Raw genomic sequence first — 17,492 nt, forward strand, 5'->3', positions numbered from 1 at the left:
TGCTGTTTTTGCTGACTATTACCACTTTGGCGATCGGCCTTTACCTTTTAGAATAAACCATGAACCATAATCGTCATTCCGCCCCGCCGGGCGGCACGGGGAATAAAGGCTGGCTTCGTCCTTTATTGGTGTGGGCCGGATTACTGGTGATCCTGCTGCTAATGTTCGGTTTCATGGTGCGCCCCAGGCCGCCTGAAAACTTGATTTATCCGAAAACGGGGCAAACCGACGGCGAAACCGGCGGGATGGATGCGCTGGCCTATCTTAATCATTTGCGCGGCGAGGCCGGATTGGGCGCGTTTGCCCGTTCGCCCGAACTGACCCGTTCCGCCGCCGCCCATGCAGACTATCTGACCGATTTTCCCGAAGACATGCACGATGAAAACCATCCGGAAAGCCGTTTTTTCAGCGGCAAAGAACTGGGCGACCGCGTGAAAAAAACGGGCTATCAGTATTTGGGCGCGCAGGAAAACGTCAGCACTGTTTCCAACAGCGAACCTGTCGGCAAGACCTTGCAACAGCATCTCCATCTCGACGGCCTGATGACGGCCATCTACCACCGTTTCTCCCTATTGGATGCCAACAGCGATGAGGCGGGCATCGGCTACACCGTCAGAAACGGCAACCACGCCTTTGTGGTCAACCAAGGCAACAGCCGCGCCAACAAACGGTGCGGCCAGACGAAGCATTCGGAGGAGGATGTTGAGGAATACCGCTCGTTTTATTCTTCCGCCTGTCAGAACGGCGGCATTATCTATGCCGATGAAGTAGACATTGCCGCTCCCGACTACGTTGCCTACCCGGTGGGAAAACGGGTGGCTACGATGTTTGCCAACGAAACCCCCAATCCGCTGCCCGACCGCAAATTCAGCGGCAACCCGGTCAGCATCGCCTTTAATGAAGAAGGGGGGGACGAAATCGAAATGCTGTCGTTCGAATTATTCAAAGGAAAGGAAAAAGTCGGCAACACGCGGATTTTGGATGCCGAAACCGATCCCAACAAACTGTTTACCCCCTACCAGTTCGCGCTCTTCCCGCTCGACCCGCTGGCCTACGACACCGAATACCGCGCCGTATTCCGTTATGCCGCAATCAGCAAAGAAGACGGCTTGGCCAGAGAAAAAAAAGTCGAATGGGCTTTTCGCACCCGCAAGCCGGATTTCGACTACTTCAACCTGCAGGGCGGCGAAAACATGGCCGTTCAGTCAGGCAAACCCCATTACCTGCGCTGGCCGCTTTCGCTGTGCAAAGGTGATTGCGATAATGTGAGTTACAGCTCATACGGCGATGCCGAATTGGTGATTCACGAGAGCCTGCCCGACGGCGTGGTGGTCAGCGTGAAAGGCAGCCGGGGCAGCGGCGTGCGGCTTGCCCCGGAGGGTAAATCAATCCCGGAATCAGCCCTGCTGATTCAATAGCCAACAACGGGGTATGCAACATCGAGGCCGTCTGAAAGATATGTTTCAGACGGCCTTTTTGCGGAGGGTGCAGGATAAACGGCACCGCATCAGCGGGCGGGCAGCAGTTCGGCAATGCGGCGGACGATGGCGGCGGCGGTTTCGTCTTTGCCGCAGAGGGGCAGGGCGGTTTCGCCCGCGTCGTCGATAAGGGTGATTTGGTTCGACGCTTTGCCCATGGCGACCGAAACGTCGTTGGCGGCAATCAGCGGAATATTTTTCCTGATGCGTTTGGCGCGGGCGTATTCCAACACCCGTTCGCTTTCGGCGGCAAAGCCGACGCAGAACGGCGCATCCGGCAGGGCGGCCACGGATGCGAGGATGTCAGGGTTTTCCGCCAGTTCGATGACGGGCGGACGGCCGCTGCCGTCTTTTTTCAATTTTTGCCCGGAGGCGTTCGATACTTTGTAGTCGGCGACGGCGGCAACCGAGATGAATACGTCGCAATCCCGCACGCGCCGCATGACCGCGCCGTACATTTCCTCCGCACCCAAAACGCGGACGGTTTCGCCCATGCCGGCGGGCAGGGCGGTTTGCACCTGTCCGCAAACCAGCGACACGTCCGCCCCGGCCGCGCGGCAGGCGCGCGCCAAAGCCGCACCCATCTGCCCGCTGGACAGGTTGGTGATGCCGCGCACGGGGTCGATGGCTTCGAAGGTCGCGCCCAGTGTGATCAACACGCGCTTGCCGGACAGGCTTTTTTCCGTCCACAAATCGGGCAGCAGGTCGGCCAGTTCCGCCGCTTCGGGCATCCGGCCGGTACCCGTTTCGCCGCAGGCCTGCTCGCCGTCTGCAGGCGGGAAGACGGTGATGCCGTCTGAAAGCAGTTGCGCGATGTTGCGTTGGTTGGCGGGATTGCGCCACATTTCGACATTCATGGCGGGTGCGATGGCGAGCGGGCATTTGCGTGCGGCAGCGAGGTTGGTCAAGAGGTTGTCGGCGATGCCGTTGGCGATTTTCGCCAGCGTGTTGGCCGAGGCTGGCGCAATCAGGAAAACGTCGGCCTCGCGGGTGAGGTTGATGTGCGCCATGCCGTTGCCATCCCCGGCCTGATGGGTTTCGCTCAAAACGGGGCGGCCGCTGAGTGCCTGAAAGGTCAGCGGGGTGACGAATTCCGCCGCCGCACGGCTCATGGCCACGCTGACTTCGTGCCCCTGTTTTTTCAGCAGGCGCACCAGTTCGCAGGATTTGTAGGCCGCGATGCCGCCGCTGATGCCGAGCAAAATGTGTTTTTTCATAAATCGGTTTTCCGTTTGCGCGTAAAATGGCGTGCATTGTATCGTAATTTGGGAGGCGGTTTATGCGTAAGGCCGTTATCAGCGGGCACAGCCGCGGTTTGGGTTATGCGTTGGCGGAACATTATCTGCGCGCCGGTTGGGCGGTGTTCGGTTTGGCGCGGGGCAGGGCGGATTTGAGGCCGTCTGAAAACCTGTTTCAGGCCGAATTGGATTTGTCCGATGCCGGTTTGCTGGCGCAAAAGCTTTCAGACGGCCTCTTGGCGGACTTTATCCGCGATGCGGACGAATTGCTGTTGATCAACAATGCGGGGACGACCGCGCCCAATGCGCTGCTCGGACGGCAGGGGCCGTCTGAAATCGTCCGTGCCGTCGCGCTGAACGTTACCGCGCCGCTGCTGTTGTCGGATTATCTGTTGTCGGCGCGGCCGGACGGCGTACATTTGAAAATCGTCCATATCGGCAGCGGTGCCGGACGCCGGGAGTATGCCGGTTGGAGCGTGTACGGCGCGGGCAAGGCGGCGTTGGACCGCCATGCCTTGTGTGCGGCGGTGGAAGGGCATCCGGCCTTTTCGATTGCCTGCATCGCCCCGGGCGTGGTCGATACCGAAATGCAGAGGGAAATCCGCAACGCCGACTGTCGGGACTTTCCGTTGCAGCCGCGTTTCCGCGCGCTGAAAGACGGTGCGAAGCTGCAATCCGCCGCCGATACCGCCGCCAAAATTGCCGCCATGATCGAGGCGGAAGACTTCGGTAGCAAACCGTTGGCCGATGTGCGTGATGTTTAGGCTGCGGGTCGGGGAACTGGTTTGTCCGATTTGGTTTGTCTGGCGGATTTTTCCTGTTTGCCCGGTTGCGCCGACACCTGTTTTCAGACGGCCTGTTTCAATCGTCTTGACCGTCATTGCCGATAAAGGGGTATAGTGGCGGCCTGCCTTGCTCCGTGCGGCGGTTTGTTCCCATGATGATAAAGCCGCCCGTTTGAAGCCCGGTTCGGCGCGTATCCGCCGGACGGTGCGTGTTTCAATAACCGTATTTTTTGTTGGAAAAGGAAATTTTATGGAAACTCTTACGCTCAATATCGAGGGGATGACTTGCGGCGGCTGCGTCAAAAGCGTTACCCGCATTTTGGAAGGCGTGGAAGGCGTGGCGAAGGCCGAAGTCAGCCTGGAAGGAAAAAGCGCGCTGATTGAGTTCGACCCCGCCAAAACGGGTGCGGCCGCGCTGATTGAGGCGGTGGAAGACGGCGGCTTCGACGCCGCATTGTGATGCCGTAGCCCGCCTGCCCGGAAAGAGGCCGTCTGAAAACCCGTTTTATTCGCAGGCAGGGTTTTCAGACGGCCTCTTGGCTTTAATTGTCCGCCGTAAACGGAAAGGCCGTCTGAAAGGCATCAGCCGTTTTGTTTTTTGGCCGCCCGTTTCGCGCGGACGATTTCGACCACGGCGGGCAGGACGGACAATACGATAATCGCCGCCAGCACGAGGCTGAGGTTTTCTTTGACGATTTTGGTGTTGGCGAAGAAATAGCCCGCATAGGCGAAGAGGACGACCCAGGCCACCGCACCGATGATGTTGTAGCGGATAAAGCGACCGTAGTGCATGTCGGCCATGCCGGCGACAAACGGCGCGAAGGTGCGGACGACGGGCACGAAGCGGGCGATGATGATGGTTTTGCCGCCGTATTTTTCGTAGAAGGCATGGGTTTTGGCCAAATGGCTTTGGCGGAAGATTTTCGAATCGGGATTGGAAAACAGCCGCGCGCCGAAGTATTTCCCTATGGTGAAGTTGGCCGCGTCGCCGAGGACGGCCGCCGCAATCAGCAGCGCGGCCATCAAATGAATGTTCATACCGCCCACGGCCGCAATGCCGCCGGCGGCAAAGAGCAGCGAATCGCCCGGCAGGAAGGGCGTAACCACCAGGCCGGTTTCGCAGAATACAATCAGAAACAGGATGACGTAAATCCACACGCCGTATTGCAGGGACAATTCGGCCAGATGGCGGTCGATGTGGAGGATGAAGTCGATAACGGTTTGAAGCACGGTGCGTTTTCCTTGAGTGCGGCCAAAAGAGCGCGGATTGTAACCGAGCGGCGGCGGAAATGACAGGCCGTCTGAAAACAGGCGGTTTGCCGCAGCGGCAACGGCGGCACGGTTTGCCCGCAGGCTGAAAACCGATACAATCGCACCGTTTTCCCTTCGGGCAGCAAAATGCCGTGAACCAACTGATTTTTGACTTCGCACGCAGCGATTATCCGGGCTTCGACAAATTCCTCGGCACCGCCAACCGCGAACTGATTTATGTGCTGCAACAGGCGCAGGATCAGTTTGTCTATGTTTGGGGGCAGCGCGGGTCGGGCAAAAGCCACCTGCTCAAGGCATGGGTCGCCCAGGCGCGGGAGCAGGGGTACGATGCCGTTTATATCGATGCCGAAACCGCGCCGCTGGATGAAACCGCCTTGTCCGCCGAATATCTGGCGGTGGACGGCGCGGATAGGCTCCAAGCCGACGAACAGGCGTTGCTGTTTGAAATCTTCAACCGTTTCCGCAACGGCGCGCGGGGCAGGCTGCTGCTTTCCGCCGACGTGCCGCCGCAACAGCTTACCGTGCGCGAAGATTTGCGCACCCGGATGGGTTATTGTCTGGTATACGACATCAAACCTTTGAGCGACGAAGAAAAGATAGACGCGCTTGTCGGCATGGCCGGTGCGCGCCAGTTGGCTTTGGAGCCGGAAATTTTTCGTTACCTGCTGACGTATTGGCGGCGGGATATGGACAGCCTGGTGCAGATGCTCGACACCCTCTGCCATTATGCCGCCACCACCCGCCGCCGCATCACCCTGCCGCTTTTGCGCCAGCTTTTGAAACAACAGGACACACCATGACCAATTTAGCCGTTTTCGATTTAGACAATACGCTGATTAACACGGATTCCGACCATGCCTGGCCGCAGTATTTGATTAAGAAGGGTTTGGTTGATGCCGAAGAGACGGAACGGCAGAACGAGAAGTTCTACCGCGACTATCAGGCCGGCTGTTTGGACATCGATGCCTTTTTGAAATTCCACCTCGCACCGTTGGCGCGTTTCAGCCGCGAAGAGTTGGACGGAATGCACCGCGAGTTTACCGCCGAATTTATCGCGCCGCATATCTCGGATATGGCCAGGATGCTGGTGGAAGGCCACCGCGCGGCGGGGGACGAACTGCTGGTTATTTCGTCCACCAATGAGTTCATCATCACGCCCATCTGCAAGATTTTCGGCATCGATAATGTTATCGGCACCCAGCTCGAAACGGACGCGGACGGCAACTACACCGGCAATTACACCGGCATCCCCAGCCTGAAGGAAGGAAAAATCACACGCCTGCACCAATGGCTGGCTGCACGCGGCAAGGATTTGGGCGACTACGGCAAGGTGTATTTTTACAGCGATTCGAAAAACGATTTGCCGCTTTTGCGCGCGGTGGACGAGCCGGTGGCGGTCAATCCCGATGCCGAACTGCTGCGCGAAGCCTTGGAAAAGGGCTGGCCGGTGTTGAATTTCAAATAAGAGGCCGTCTGAAAATGCCCGCATTCAAGCCCGTCGTTATCATCACAACTGCCGCAGGCCGCGAAGAAGCCGAACGGATAGGCCGCGCCCTGTTGGAGCGCAAACTGGCCGCCTGCGTGCAATACGAAGACATCGTCAGCGAATATGTCTGGCAGGGCGAACTCTGCCGCAGCGCGGAAGTCCGCGTCGTCATCAAAAGCGCGCGCCGCCATTATTCGGCGGTGGAAAAAATCATTCTGGCCCACAACAGTTACGACTGCCCGCAGATCGTCATGCAGCCGATACAGCGCGGTTTGCGCGCCTATTTGCGCTGGATGGAGGCGCAATTGGGAACCTGACGGTGAATATCCAATCCGTCCGTTTTGCCGTGCCGTTTGTGCGTCGCCGCATGCCGAAGGCAAAGATTGCAGAGGGAATGTATACGAATCCTGTATGGCGGAGCGATACGGGCAACGTTTGAAACGGGCGGAAAAGCTGTTGTCGGATTGGCAGCCGGCACGGAATATCCGGCCGTAAAATTTGACTTGGCCGAAACATTTCATCGAAAATGCCTGCCTTTTGCCTTTTCAGACGGCCTCCTTTCCCTAAAAGGCCGTCTGAAAACATGACTCGCAACATCAAAGGAAAACACATGTTCCGAACCCTGCTCGGCGGCAAAATCCACCGCGCCACCGTAACCGAAGCCGACCTGAACTACGTCGGCAGCATCACCATAGACCCCGACCTGATGGATGCCGCAGGCATCTGCGTCAATGAAAAAGTCGCCATCGTAAACAACAACAACGGCGCGCGGCTGGAAACCTACACCATCGCCGGCGAACGCGGCAGCGGCACGGTCTGCCTGAACGGCGCGGCGGCACGGCTGGTGCAGAAGGGCGACATCGTCATCATCATGTCCTACGTCATGCTGTCCGAACCCGAAATCTCCGCCCACCAACCCAAAGTCGTACTGGTGGACGAGCACAACAAAATCCGCGACATCATCCGTTACGAACCGCCGCACACCGTCCTTTAAACCAAACGCCGCAGGCCGTCTGAAAACCGAAAACATCCCTTTCAGACGGCCTTGCAACGGAAGCCGACCATGACCGACCAAATCACCGAAGCAAACCAAGACACGCGGCACCACCGCAGCATCCGCAGCTACGTCCTGCGCCAAAGCCACATGACCGCCGCCCAGCAGCGCGCCATCGACACCCTGTGGCCGCAATTCGGCCTGGATTATCAGGAAACGCCTGCCGACCTGAACCAAGCCTTCGGCCGCAGTAATCCAAAAATACTCGAAATCGGCTTCGGCATGGGGACGGCCACCGCCGAAATCGCCCGCCGCCTGCCCGATGACGACTTTCTCGCAATTGACGTACACGGGCCGGGCGTCGGCAACCTGCTCAAACTGATAGACGAACAACACATCGCCAACATACGCGTGATGCGCCACGACGCGGTGGAAGTCGTCGAAAATATGCTGGCCGACGGCAGTCTGGACGGCATACACATCTTCTTCCCCGACCCTTGGCACAAAAAACGCCACAACAAACGCCGCCTGATACAAGCCCCCTTCGTGGCCAAACTGCTGCCCAAACTCAAAAGCGGCGGCTACATACATTTGGCGACCGACTGGGAAGAATACGCGCAGCAGATGCTCGAAGTCTTAAACGGTTTCCCCGGAGAATTACAAAATACCGCCGAAACCTACGCCCCTACGCCCGCTTACCGCCCCGAAACCAAATTCGAAGCGCGCGGCAAACGCTTGGGGCACGGCGTATGGGATTTGGTATTCGTCAAACGCTGACAAACGGCGGTTTGCCGTTCAAATGGCAAAAGGCCGTCTGAAAATACACCCGTCTTTACACAAAACGGTATTTTACTGACACAACATACTTTACAATACGCGCTTCGTTTGTCATCCATCAACAATCCACCAATAGGAGATATGTTATGCAAACCAAATTGATTTCCGCCGCAGCCTTGCTGCTGGCCGCCACCCTCTCCCATGCCGCCGACGGCAAAAAAGCCGCCGCCTCAATACCCGACAATACCCCGATTCTGATGCAGGCCGAAGTCGGCAGTTTGGACAAAAGGGTAGAAGTGGCTTATGTGTGCGACAGCCAGCAGGGCAAACGCAACGTGAACGCCATGTACGGCATCAAAGATGGCGAAACCGCCGTCGTGCAGATTAAAGTCGGCGATCAGGTTACCCCCGGTTTGTGGCGCGTAATGAACGACACCAACGGCAAAAAACAGAACAGCTATTACGGCGAAGGCCTGACTTGGATTACCGACAAAGCCTCGCCCGACACATTGACCAAAGCCAACGGTAAAATCCTGATGCAGGCCAGCAAATTGGACGGCGGATTGCCAAAAGGCGACCAAACCATCCTGTTCAAAGATTGCAAAGTGGACAGTGCCGCCACTAAAAAACTGAACAAATAAACTTTGAGGCCGTCTGAAAATACCGTTGTACCGCACGCCGTATTTTCAGACGGCCTTTTCACAACTTGCAAAGGAGTACGATATGACAGGCAATCCGGTAAGCTGGTTCGGCATTCACGCCGCCGATTTGGACCGCGCGAAAAAATTCTATGAAACCGTATTCGGCGAAACGCTTCAGGAAGTAGGCGGGGGCGGGATGCGCTTTATGATTTTCGGTGCCGACTGGGCGAAATACGGGGTCAGCGGCATGTTGTGGAGCGACGGCGGTGCCGTGCCGGGTTATGGCGGCACCACCGTATTTTTCAATTGTACCGATTGTGCGGAAACCGCCCGTTCCGCCGTGGCGGCCGGCGGCCGCCTGTTGCAGGACAAATTCCCGATTGCCAACGGCTATGCCGCCTTTGTTGAAGACAGCGAAGGCAACCGCATCGGCCTGCACAGCCGCTGATACGGACAGGCCGTCTGAAAGCGTCTGCCGTTTTCAGACGGCCTTGTTATGCTTCAATCAATATTTTCTGCAAAACCGATATAAGCCATGCAAAGACTATTATTGATATGCCTGCCTTTACTGTTTGCCGCTTGCGGCAGGCAGGACGATACCCCGCCGCCGGCCGCATCCGTTGCCGCCTCCGCCGTTTCCGAGCCCGCGCCTGCCGCCGCGTCCATGGCCTCAGCGGCATCAGCCGAGACCATACAGGCCGAAGAAGATCCGATGCCCGCAGATTTGCTGAAACAGTTTGAATGGCATACCGAACGCATCAAACGGGAGTTGGCCTCCGCCACGCCGAAGCAGGCCGATAATTTGTACGACGAATATGTCGCGCTGCTGACTACCTACAATGAAAACAGGCCGTCTGAAAGCGGTCTGCTGGTTAAAATCAATGATCGGGAAACCACGGTTTTAGACAACTTCTGCAGCGAACAATATTGGGTCGAAAAGGCGGGCAAATTAGAGGAAACGGAGGCACTCAAGACATTGCAGCGGAAAATGTCTGCCGTCGGATTGGAATATTGGGATGTCGGCGAATGTACGGCTATCGTGCGGCCGAAGGCGGATTATTATTTGAAATTGTTCGGCCCCGCCGTCAGCCCGGATACCCGCCGCTTTCTCGAAATTGAAGCGCGACAGGATAAGGAGCTGGCTACAAACGATGCCGCCCTTTCTATTTCATGGCAGGAATTGGCCGAACGGGTACTGGAGTGGGAAGATTTCCTGCAACGCCATCCGGGTAGCAGGTTGAGCCGCAAAGCTTTTGACGAGTATCTGTTTTATCAGAATATATTGTTGTTTGGATTGGATAATACGCCGACTTACAGCGATGACGGTACGCGCCTCTTGTCCGCCGCCGATGACGGGGAAAATGGTGAAAATGGAACGTATGGCCGCGATTATCAGGCCGCCAGACAAAAGATTGTCAAGCAGAGGCCTGACGGCGATACTGCCAAATTAGTTGTATTGACTCAAACATTGAATTACGACCAGGCAGAAAAAGCCGTAAAAGAATATCGGCGGAAGCATTTTGATTCCACGCTGTATTCAGCCGAACCGGAAGGCGTATAAGCTGTCCGTTCGGGCCGTCTGAAAATAGAAAGCCGGACTGTTGGGAGGACGGTTTTTCAGACGGCCTTTTTGTAGGAGTAAGTTAATGAAGACGAAATTACTTTTTCCTTGCGCCGCCGCATTGCTGCTGGCAGGCTGCCTCAGTACGCCGGTCAGGCAGACGAACTGGCGGCCGCAAGATGAAGGTGCCGATTTTTCCGCCGACGGACGCTTGGCCGTACAGCACGAGGGCAAAGGTTCATATGCCAATTTCGATTGGAACAGGCAGAACGGTGTGCAGACCATCAATGTCAATACCCCGCTGGGCAATACCTTGGGGCAGATTTGCCGCGATTCGCAGGGCGTGTTGGCCGTCAATGCCAAAGGAGAACGGTTTACCGCGCCGGACGTTCGCCAGCTGAGTCAGAAGTTGCTCGGCTTCGCACTGCCGCTGGAATACCTCGACGTATGGATGCGGGGGCAGTGGGCTGCGGACTTGCCGCACAATTTGACGGCGGAAGGCGATTTGCAGCAGGCCGGATGGAATATCAGCCGCCAAACACAGGAAGACGGCAGCGTCAGAGTATTGGCTTTGCGCAATGAACAATTGTCGTTGAGATTGGTGTTTGACAGCGTGATGCCGTCTGAAAACGGTGCGGACGCGCCTACACAATGCGCCGCCAGGGGATAATCATGCCGATTTCGGAATACACACAAGCATTTCCTGCCCCCGCCAAGCTGAATCTTGATTTACGCATTACAGGCCGACGTGCTGACGGTTACCATAATTTGGAAAGCATATTCTGCCTGATTGACTGGCAAGACACCGTTTACCTTACTCCGCGTTCGGACGGCCTGATTGTGTTGCAAAACCCCACAGATGGTCTGCCGCAGGAGAAAGACCTTGCCTACCGTGCAGCCGAAGCCTTGTTGCCGTATCGGAAAACGGAACAGGGTATGGACATACGTTTGGACAAGCAGATTCCCAGCGGCGGCGGGTTGGGTGGCGGCAGTTCCGATGCGGCTACAGTATTATTGGTCCTCAACCGTTGGTGGCAATGCGGCCTGACCCGGCAACAGTTGATTAATATCGGAGTCGGATTAGGTGCCGATGTTCCTTTTTTCCTGTTTGGCAAAAATGCTTTTGCCAAAGGGATAGGAGAGAAATTGACGGAAATAAATGTGCCGCAGCAATGGTATATTGTGGTTAAACCGCCTGTGCATGTTTCTACTGCCGCAATTTTTTCGCACAAAGACTTGACAAGGGATTCGGTGGCCTGCATAATACCGACTTTCGCAAATTTGCAGCCGTTCAGAAATGATATGCAGGCTGTGGTTTTGCAGGTATACCCTGAGATAATGCAAATTTATAAAGATTTGCAGCAGTTTGGTCAGGTAATGATGACAGGCTCTGGAGCTTGTCTATTTTTAACTTTCCATATCTATAAAGATGCTCAGATTGTATACAGTAAGGTTTCAAGCAAATATCAAAGCCGTTTGGTTCAAGGGTTGCAGCAGCATCCTTTGTATGGTTTGATATAAAGAGTGAAGAGTTGGGGATTCGCCAAGTTGGTTAAGGCACCGGATTTTGATTCCGGCATTCGTAGGTTCGAATCCTACATCCCCAGCCAATACAACTGAACTTTGGGGATTCGCCAAGTTGGTTAAGGCACCGGATTCTGAATCCGGCATGCGTAGGTTCGAGTCCTACATCCCCAGCCAAATAAAAGCGTGTGATTTTATCGCACGCTTTTATTTATCCGTCTGCAGAATACTTGTGTTATTTTTTGTTTGGCTGGATTTCGGCACATGCGTATAATGCCGTCTGAGAACGCCAAGCAACCAAGGAAGCCCCGCGATGTTTCCTAAATATGACGCAAATAAACCCATTCCATGTGAGGAAGATATGGCAGCATACGACAGTTTGATGGTTTTTACCGGTAATGCCAACCCGAAGTTGGCGGCCAATGTGGTAAAACATCTCGATATTTCAATCGGCAATGCATCAGTCAGTAAATTTTCAGACGGCGAGGTTGCCATTGAGCTGTTGGAAAATGTGCGAGGCCGCGATGTTTTTATTCTGCAGCCTACTTGTGCGCCAACCAATGATAATTTAATGGAAATTTTGGCAATGGCCGATGCCTTGAAGCGTGCTTCGGCAGGGCGTATTACAGCCGCCATTCCTTACTTTGGTTATGCACGTCAGGATCGTCGGCCGCGTTCGGCTCGCGTACCGATTTCTGCAAAATTAGTAGCCAATATGTTGTATTCCGCAGGAATTGACAGGGTTTTAACTGTTGATTTGCATGCGGATCAGATTCAAGGCTTCTTTGATATCCCTGTTGATAACATTTATGCAACGCCGATTTTGCTGAATGATGTGCAGCGTCAGCAAATAGAAAATTTAACGGTAGTCAGCCCGGATATTGGCGGTGTCGTACGCGCCCGAGCCATGGCAAAAGCCCTAAATGCCGATTTAGCCATTATTGATAAACGCCGCCCTAAAGCCAATGTGGCGGAAGTGATGAATGTAATCGGTGAAATCCAGGATAGGACCTGCCTGATTGTAGACGACATGATTGATACGGCTAATACTTTGTGTAAGGCGGCCTCTGCTTTGAAAGAGCGTGGTGCTTCCCGTGTCTTGGCATATGCAACCCATCCGGTTTTTTCTGGAGAGGCAGTTTCCCGTATAGCCTCATCTGATATTGATCAAGTTGTTGTTACCGATACAATTCCTTTATCAGAGGCTGCACAGAATTGCGTTCGTATCCGCCAAGTATCTATTGCAGGTCTGCTGGCAGAGACAGTGCGCCGTATTAGTAATGAAGAATCTGTCTCATATCTTTTTAACGAAGATGTGCTGACAAACGGTGGTATGTTACTGCCGTAGGCCTGTTGGAATACCGGGCCTGAATCAACGCCGTCTGAAACTGGTCGCGGTGTAAGGCGGTTTAATTTTTTACCTAAAAGGATTTAATTATGTCTTATGAATTACAAGCTACCGTTCGCGAAGCCCAAGGCACTGGTGCGAGCCGCCGCCTGCGTCGCGAAGGTCAAGTTCCTGCTGTATTGTACGGTGAGGATCAGGAAGCAGTTGCGATTGCTTTGGATCATAAAACCGTGTTCTATGCTTTGGAAAAAGAATCTTTCCATACTAGTTTGATTAAATTGGCATTGAACGGTAAAACTCATGATGTGATTGTGCGTGATTTCCAAGTTCATCCATTCCGTCAGCAAATTCAACATCTTGATCTTCAAGTAGTTGATTTAAATAAACCTTTAAAGATTCGTTTGCCTATTCATGTGGTTAATGCAGAACAATCTAAAGCAGTGAAGTTGCAAAGCGGCCGAGTGTCTCTGCTAACTACAGGTGTAGAAGTAATTGTTGATCCTAAAAATATCCCTGCCGCTTTGGAGTTGGATTGTGCACAAGTCGTAGCAGGTGATATCCTCCATCTGTCTGATATTCAGTATCCTGAAGGTGTGAGCAGTGTAGCATTGAAACGTAATTCAAACTTAGCTGTTGCTACGGTAACTGGTAAAAAAGGCTAAGCGGATATTAGTTGTTATTCAGGAAATCCCGTTTTCAATAAGCGGGATTTTTCTATATTCAGCGATTACAATAAATTGATTTACTTCTGAGTAATTATCTTAACCATTTATCCTTATTGATAACAGGAATAGCCATAATAATGCTACTATACTAAAATAATAATTGTACAATAGTTACTATTTACTTCTTAAATTTAGCGGATAATAACATTGAGTTAATATGCAAAAGTTTCGGAAAGCAGTTAAAGATACAATACAAGAAGCGATATTTCTAGCTATTGTATTGTTATCAGCATCTCAGTCAATTGCCGCAAAAGAGCTGCGGGATATTTTGCGACAGTCACTTTTGAATGACCCTTTATTGCTGGAGGCTCAGGCTAATAAATCAGCTGCAGGGAGCGCTACAAAAGCTACTCGTGCGGGCCATTATCCCGTCATTTCTGTTACGGGGACACAAACATTATTGCAAAAAAATGATGATTCTGATGATGATTTAAGCAATGGGCTCGGTGTAAAAGGTTCGCTTAATTTATATGCTTGGGGTGGTATCGAAGCAGGTGTGAAACGTGATAAGCAAAAAGAGATTTATTACGATTACAAATATTACGAAACGCAAGAAGAATTAGGTAAAACAATAGGAAAGCTTTATTTGCGGGCATTGCGTGCGAAAGAGTCTTTACTAATAAATGAGCAGAGCCTTAACCGCCATAACAAGTTGTTGAATGATTTAGGTGTAGTGGTTCAATATGATTCAGGACGACGTTCAGAATTAATCGAGGCCCGATCTAGGCAGTTACAGGTTCAAACTACCATTATCCAATTACGCCGTACTATGGAATTAGCACTGAGCGAGCTGTCAAAATACACTCCGGAACCTATCAAACCTGAGGATTTACAAGATCCTTTTAGTGCGGATTCTACCACCAGTTTAATTAATCGCTTTCGTCAGGAAGATAACGGAAATAATCCGACCTATTTGGCGCAAAAAGCAGAGCGGGAAAGTACACGTTATGAGTTAGACGTGTCGAAGGCTTCACGTCTCCCTGCACTGAATCTCGAAGGCTATATGAGCAATAAATCCAAACAAGTGTATTTAAACTTGCAATGGAATCTATTCGATGAAGCATCTCGTCATACGGTAAATAAAAATAAACATACGTTGACAGCAGCTGATGCTAAGTTGGATCAAATTCTGCGTGAGGTGGGCGAGCGTGCCAGAACAGCTGAAATTGATATGGCGCAAAGTGAAAGGCAGGTAAATATTAGCGCGGAGCATATTGTTGCACAAAAAGAAGTAGTAAAAGCTTATGAACTGCAATTTAAGGTAGCACGCCGTACTTTAACTGATGTTTTGAATTCGTATATTGAATTATCAAGAATTGAACAGGAGAATATTACTGCCCGTAATGATTTTCGCGATGCGGCATTAGAATATTTGGTTTCACAGTCGCAAATCGCACGCTGGGCAGGGATAACTAATTCTCAAGATATGAATTCTGCCAAATAAATGAGGTCGCATACTATTATTTGTTGGCCGTCTGAAAAATATAATTTAGCCATAAGTAAAATAAGATGAAATCGATTATAGAACATATTGCCCTGACAACTCGTATTTTGGGTGCCCCAGTTTCTGAAGCAGCATTGTCTGCAGAAGTGGTTAGAGATAGGAAATTAAATATCAATTTTCAATCTTTAGGAGAAGTATTGCGCAGTCATGGTTTTGAGAATACCTTATCAAAACGTGATTTGCAGGATATTCCTTCATTGGCGGTTCCGTTGGTTTTGATGTTGCATAACGAAGAGGCTGCGGTTGTTGTTCGGATAGAGGGGGTTGGGCGTAATCGTATTTATTTCCTTCGTCAGATAGATGGCTTGGAACAGCAATTGTCTCATGACGAGCTTGTTTCGTTGTATTTGGGATATTGTTGGTTTATTAAGCCCAAAGTAGCGGCTGATAATCGGTCTGATTTGCCTGAATATCATTTGCCAAAATCATGGTTTTGGAAGGTTATTTGGCGGTTTAAGGGATATTATTATCAAGTTATTTTGGCAACATTCATTATCAATTTCTTAGCGTTGGTTAGTTCTTTATACGTGATGAATGTCTATGACCGCGTTATTCCCAATCAGGCATATGAAACCCTATGGGTTTTGAGTATCGGTGTCATGCTGGCAATTTTGTTTGAGTTTTTAGCCAAAATGATACGGGGGCATTTAACTGATATAGCGGGCAAGAAGGCTGATTTAATCATCAGTTCTGCAATTTTTCGTCGTATGATGGCGCTACGGTTGGCAGATCGTCCTGCTTCTGCAGGTTCATATGCCAATAATTTGCGTGAATTTGAGTCAGTTCGTGAATTTATGACTAGTGCCAGTTTGCTGGTTTTAGTAGATTTACCTTTTTTATTATTATTTATAACCGTCATTTTTATCGTTGGCGGTAAGTTGGCAATTGTGCCGGCTATCATCATACCTATTGTAATTATTGTTGGGTTTATTGTTCAAAGGCCGCTATCCCGTTATATTAATGAGTCGATGAAGGAGTCTTCCCAGAGGCAAGGGCTTGCAGTAGAAGCCTTGGAAGGCATTGAAACATTGAAAACCAACAATGCTACTGGATGGGCTCAACAACGTTGGGATGCATATACTGCAAAAACTTCGGCATCATCAATCAAGGTTAAAGATACTGCCAATTTCATGATTAATTTTTCTGTGGCGATGCAGCAGCTGAATACTGTTTTTTTAGTCCTATTTGGTACGTATCTGATTCATAATGAGAATACAGCAGAACGGATTACTATGGGTGCTTTGATTGCGGCAGTCATTTTATCAGGTCGTGCTTTATCTCCATTGGCACAAGTTGCCGGCCTAGCAACCCGTTTCCAGCAAGCAAAATTGGCGTTGGAAGGATTAAATAACATTATTGAACGGCCTATTGAGCGTGTGCCAGAACGGAAATATATTTCTCCTTCTAATATTCAGGGCAATATTACTTTCGAGAATACCTGTTTTCAATATCAAGAGGACGGTAAGCCGGCAGTTAGCAATTTGAATTTGCAGATTCGTGCGGGAGAAAAGATAGGTATTTTAGGTCGTATCGGTAGTGGTAAAAGTACAATGCTGAAACTCGCAAGCGGGTTATATGATGGCAGTACTGGTAATGTCATGTTGGACAACATCGATATGCGCCAAATAGATCCAAATTTTCTTCGTAGTCAAATCTTATTATTAAGCCAGTCCCCACGTTTGTTTTTAGGTACCTTGCGTGAAAATATGGATTTGGCTCGTTCAGACGGCTATTCTTCTGATCAGGAATTATTGGAAGCATTGCAACGTTTTGGCTTGGACAAAATTATCCGTAGCCACCCTAAAGGATTGGATATGCCGTTGGGTGAAGATGGTTTAGGTTTGTCTGGTGGTCAAAAACAGATTATTGCGTTAGCACGTATGACATTACGTAATCCGAGGATTGTATTGCTGGATGAGCCAACTACGGGGCTTGATCAGGCGACGGAACGGATGTCGTTGCAAGCAATTTCGCAGTGGGCGCAGGATAAAACCCTGCTTGTTGTTACCCATAGGCCTCAAGTTTTGCAGATTGTAAACCGTATCATTGTTATGGATGAAGGCAAAGTAGTCATGGACGGGCCTAGAGATTTGGTATTACAGCGATTGATGCAAAATGAACGGGGAACGGATGTGAAGCGCAACATAGTGTAGCTTATC

At 51.5% G+C, this 17,492-nt stretch carries 19 protein-coding genes and 2 tRNA genes; 19 read left to right on the forward strand and 2 right to left on the reverse strand.

What is annotated here, in order from left to right; genetic code table 11:
• Nucleotides 1-59: 59 nt before the first annotated feature.
• Nucleotides 60-1,418, forward strand: coding sequence for a CAP domain-containing protein (locus tag BM261_RS05100; RefSeq protein WP_074895847.1), 1,359 nt, complete (start codon nucleotides 60-62; stop codon nucleotides 1,416-1,418).
• An 89-nt stretch (nucleotides 1,419-1,507) separates the two neighbouring features.
• Here the strand turns inward: BM261_RS05100 and coaBC are convergent, their stop codons facing one another.
• The gene (gene coaBC / locus BM261_RS05105) at nucleotides 1,508-2,695 is read right to left on the reverse strand and encodes a bifunctional phosphopantothenoylcysteine decarboxylase/phosphopantothenate--cysteine ligase CoaBC (RefSeq protein ID WP_074895850.1); all 1,188 of its coding nucleotides are present in this window, start codon (nucleotides 2,693-2,695) and stop codon (nucleotides 1,508-1,510) included.
• A gap of 62 nt (nucleotides 2,696-2,757) precedes the next feature.
• Here coaBC and BM261_RS05110 point away from each other — a divergent pair, with 62 nt between their 5' ends.
• Nucleotides 2,758-3,480, forward strand: coding sequence for an SDR family NAD(P)-dependent oxidoreductase (locus BM261_RS05110; protein WP_074895853.1), 723 nt, complete (start codon nucleotides 2,758-2,760; stop codon nucleotides 3,478-3,480).
• A 271-nt stretch (nucleotides 3,481-3,751) separates the two neighbouring features.
• Nucleotides 3,752-3,961, forward strand: a complete 210-nt coding sequence (locus BM261_RS05115; protein ID WP_003775097.1) for a heavy-metal-associated domain-containing protein — start codon at nucleotides 3,752-3,754, stop codon at nucleotides 3,959-3,961.
• A 122-nt stretch (nucleotides 3,962-4,083) separates the two neighbouring features.
• Here the strand turns inward: BM261_RS05115 and BM261_RS05120 are convergent, their stop codons facing one another.
• Nucleotides 4,084-4,731 carry a DedA family protein gene (locus BM261_RS05120; RefSeq protein WP_049248061.1) on the reverse strand — a complete coding sequence of 216 codons (648 nt, stop codon included), beginning with the start codon at nucleotides 4,729-4,731 and terminating at the stop codon, nucleotides 4,084-4,086.
• A 173-nt stretch (nucleotides 4,732-4,904) separates the two neighbouring features.
• Between BM261_RS05120 and hda the strand changes: the two genes are divergently transcribed.
• From hda to BM261_RS05200, 16 genes are all read left to right on the forward strand, one after another.
• Nucleotides 4,905-5,573, forward strand: a complete 669-nt coding sequence (gene hda, locus BM261_RS05125) for a DnaA regulatory inactivator Hda (protein ID WP_074895856.1) — start codon at nucleotides 4,905-4,907, stop codon at nucleotides 5,571-5,573.
• A complete protein-coding gene (locus BM261_RS05130; RefSeq protein ID WP_074895859.1) occupies nucleotides 5,570-6,238 on the forward strand; it encodes a histidinol-phosphatase in 669 nt (222 codons plus the stop codon). The genes hda and BM261_RS05130 overlap by 4 nt, the downstream gene beginning before the upstream one ends.
• Before the next feature lie 14 nt (nucleotides 6,239-6,252).
• Nucleotides 6,253-6,576 (forward strand): divalent-cation tolerance protein CutA, encoded by a 324-nt coding sequence (gene cutA, locus BM261_RS05135; protein WP_074895862.1) that lies wholly within the window; start codon nucleotides 6,253-6,255, stop codon nucleotides 6,574-6,576.
• A 293-nt stretch (nucleotides 6,577-6,869) separates the two neighbouring features.
• A complete protein-coding gene (gene panD / locus BM261_RS05140; protein WP_074896232.1) occupies nucleotides 6,870-7,253 on the forward strand; it encodes an aspartate 1-decarboxylase in 384 nt (127 codons plus the stop codon).
• Nucleotides 7,254-7,322: 69 nt separating this feature from the next.
• Nucleotides 7,323-8,030 (forward strand): tRNA (guanosine(46)-N7)-methyltransferase TrmB, encoded by a 708-nt coding sequence (gene trmB, locus BM261_RS05145; protein WP_074895865.1) that lies wholly within the window; start codon nucleotides 7,323-7,325, stop codon nucleotides 8,028-8,030.
• A gap of 146 nt (nucleotides 8,031-8,176) precedes the next feature.
• Nucleotides 8,177-8,671 (forward strand): hypothetical protein, encoded by a 495-nt coding sequence (locus BM261_RS05150; protein ID WP_049248044.1) that lies wholly within the window; start codon nucleotides 8,177-8,179, stop codon nucleotides 8,669-8,671.
• Nucleotides 8,672-8,753: 82 nt separating this feature from the next.
• Nucleotides 8,754-9,119 carry a VOC family protein gene (locus tag BM261_RS05155; protein WP_049248043.1) on the forward strand — a complete coding sequence of 122 codons (366 nt, stop codon included), beginning with the start codon at nucleotides 8,754-8,756 and terminating at the stop codon, nucleotides 9,117-9,119.
• A gap of 87 nt (nucleotides 9,120-9,206) precedes the next feature.
• A complete protein-coding gene (locus BM261_RS05160) occupies nucleotides 9,207-10,232 on the forward strand; it encodes a hypothetical protein (RefSeq protein ID WP_074895868.1) in 1,026 nt (341 codons plus the stop codon).
• Nucleotides 10,233-10,317: 85 nt separating this feature from the next.
• Complete coding sequence (locus BM261_RS05165) at nucleotides 10,318-10,902, forward strand: outer membrane lipoprotein LolB (protein WP_074895870.1); 585 nt, start codon at nucleotides 10,318-10,320, stop codon at nucleotides 10,900-10,902.
• 2 nt (nucleotides 10,903-10,904) lie between these two features.
• Nucleotides 10,905-11,753, forward strand: a complete 849-nt coding sequence (gene ispE, locus BM261_RS05170) for a 4-(cytidine 5'-diphospho)-2-C-methyl-D-erythritol kinase (protein WP_074895872.1) — start codon at nucleotides 10,905-10,907, stop codon at nucleotides 11,751-11,753.
• 12 nt (nucleotides 11,754-11,765) lie between these two features.
• A tRNA-Gln gene (locus tag BM261_RS05175) sits at nucleotides 11,766-11,842 on the forward strand.
• A gap of 14 nt (nucleotides 11,843-11,856) precedes the next feature.
• A tRNA-Gln gene (locus tag BM261_RS05180) sits at nucleotides 11,857-11,933 on the forward strand.
• Between the two features lie 184 nt (nucleotides 11,934-12,117).
• Nucleotides 12,118-13,104, forward strand: a complete 987-nt coding sequence (locus BM261_RS05185) for a ribose-phosphate pyrophosphokinase (protein WP_107992932.1) — start codon at nucleotides 12,118-12,120, stop codon at nucleotides 13,102-13,104.
• A gap of 89 nt (nucleotides 13,105-13,193) precedes the next feature.
• Complete coding sequence (locus tag BM261_RS05190) at nucleotides 13,194-13,766, forward strand: 50S ribosomal protein L25/general stress protein Ctc (protein ID WP_049250299.1); 573 nt, start codon at nucleotides 13,194-13,196, stop codon at nucleotides 13,764-13,766.
• A 220-nt stretch (nucleotides 13,767-13,986) separates the two neighbouring features.
• On the forward strand, nucleotides 13,987-15,273 hold the full coding sequence (locus tag BM261_RS05195; protein ID WP_074895873.1) for a TolC family protein: 1,287 nt from the start codon (nucleotides 13,987-13,989) through the stop codon (nucleotides 15,271-15,273).
• Nucleotides 15,274-15,338: 65 nt separating this feature from the next.
• Nucleotides 15,339-17,486, forward strand: a complete 2,148-nt coding sequence (locus BM261_RS05200; RefSeq protein WP_074895875.1) for a type I secretion system permease/ATPase — start codon at nucleotides 15,339-15,341, stop codon at nucleotides 17,484-17,486.
• The last annotated feature ends 6 nt before the right edge of the window (nucleotides 17,487-17,492 follow it).

The sequence above is a fragment of the Neisseria elongata subsp. elongata genome (assembly GCF_900113545.1).
Lineage (GTDB): Bacteria > Pseudomonadota > Gammaproteobacteria > Burkholderiales > Neisseriaceae > Neisseria > Neisseria elongata.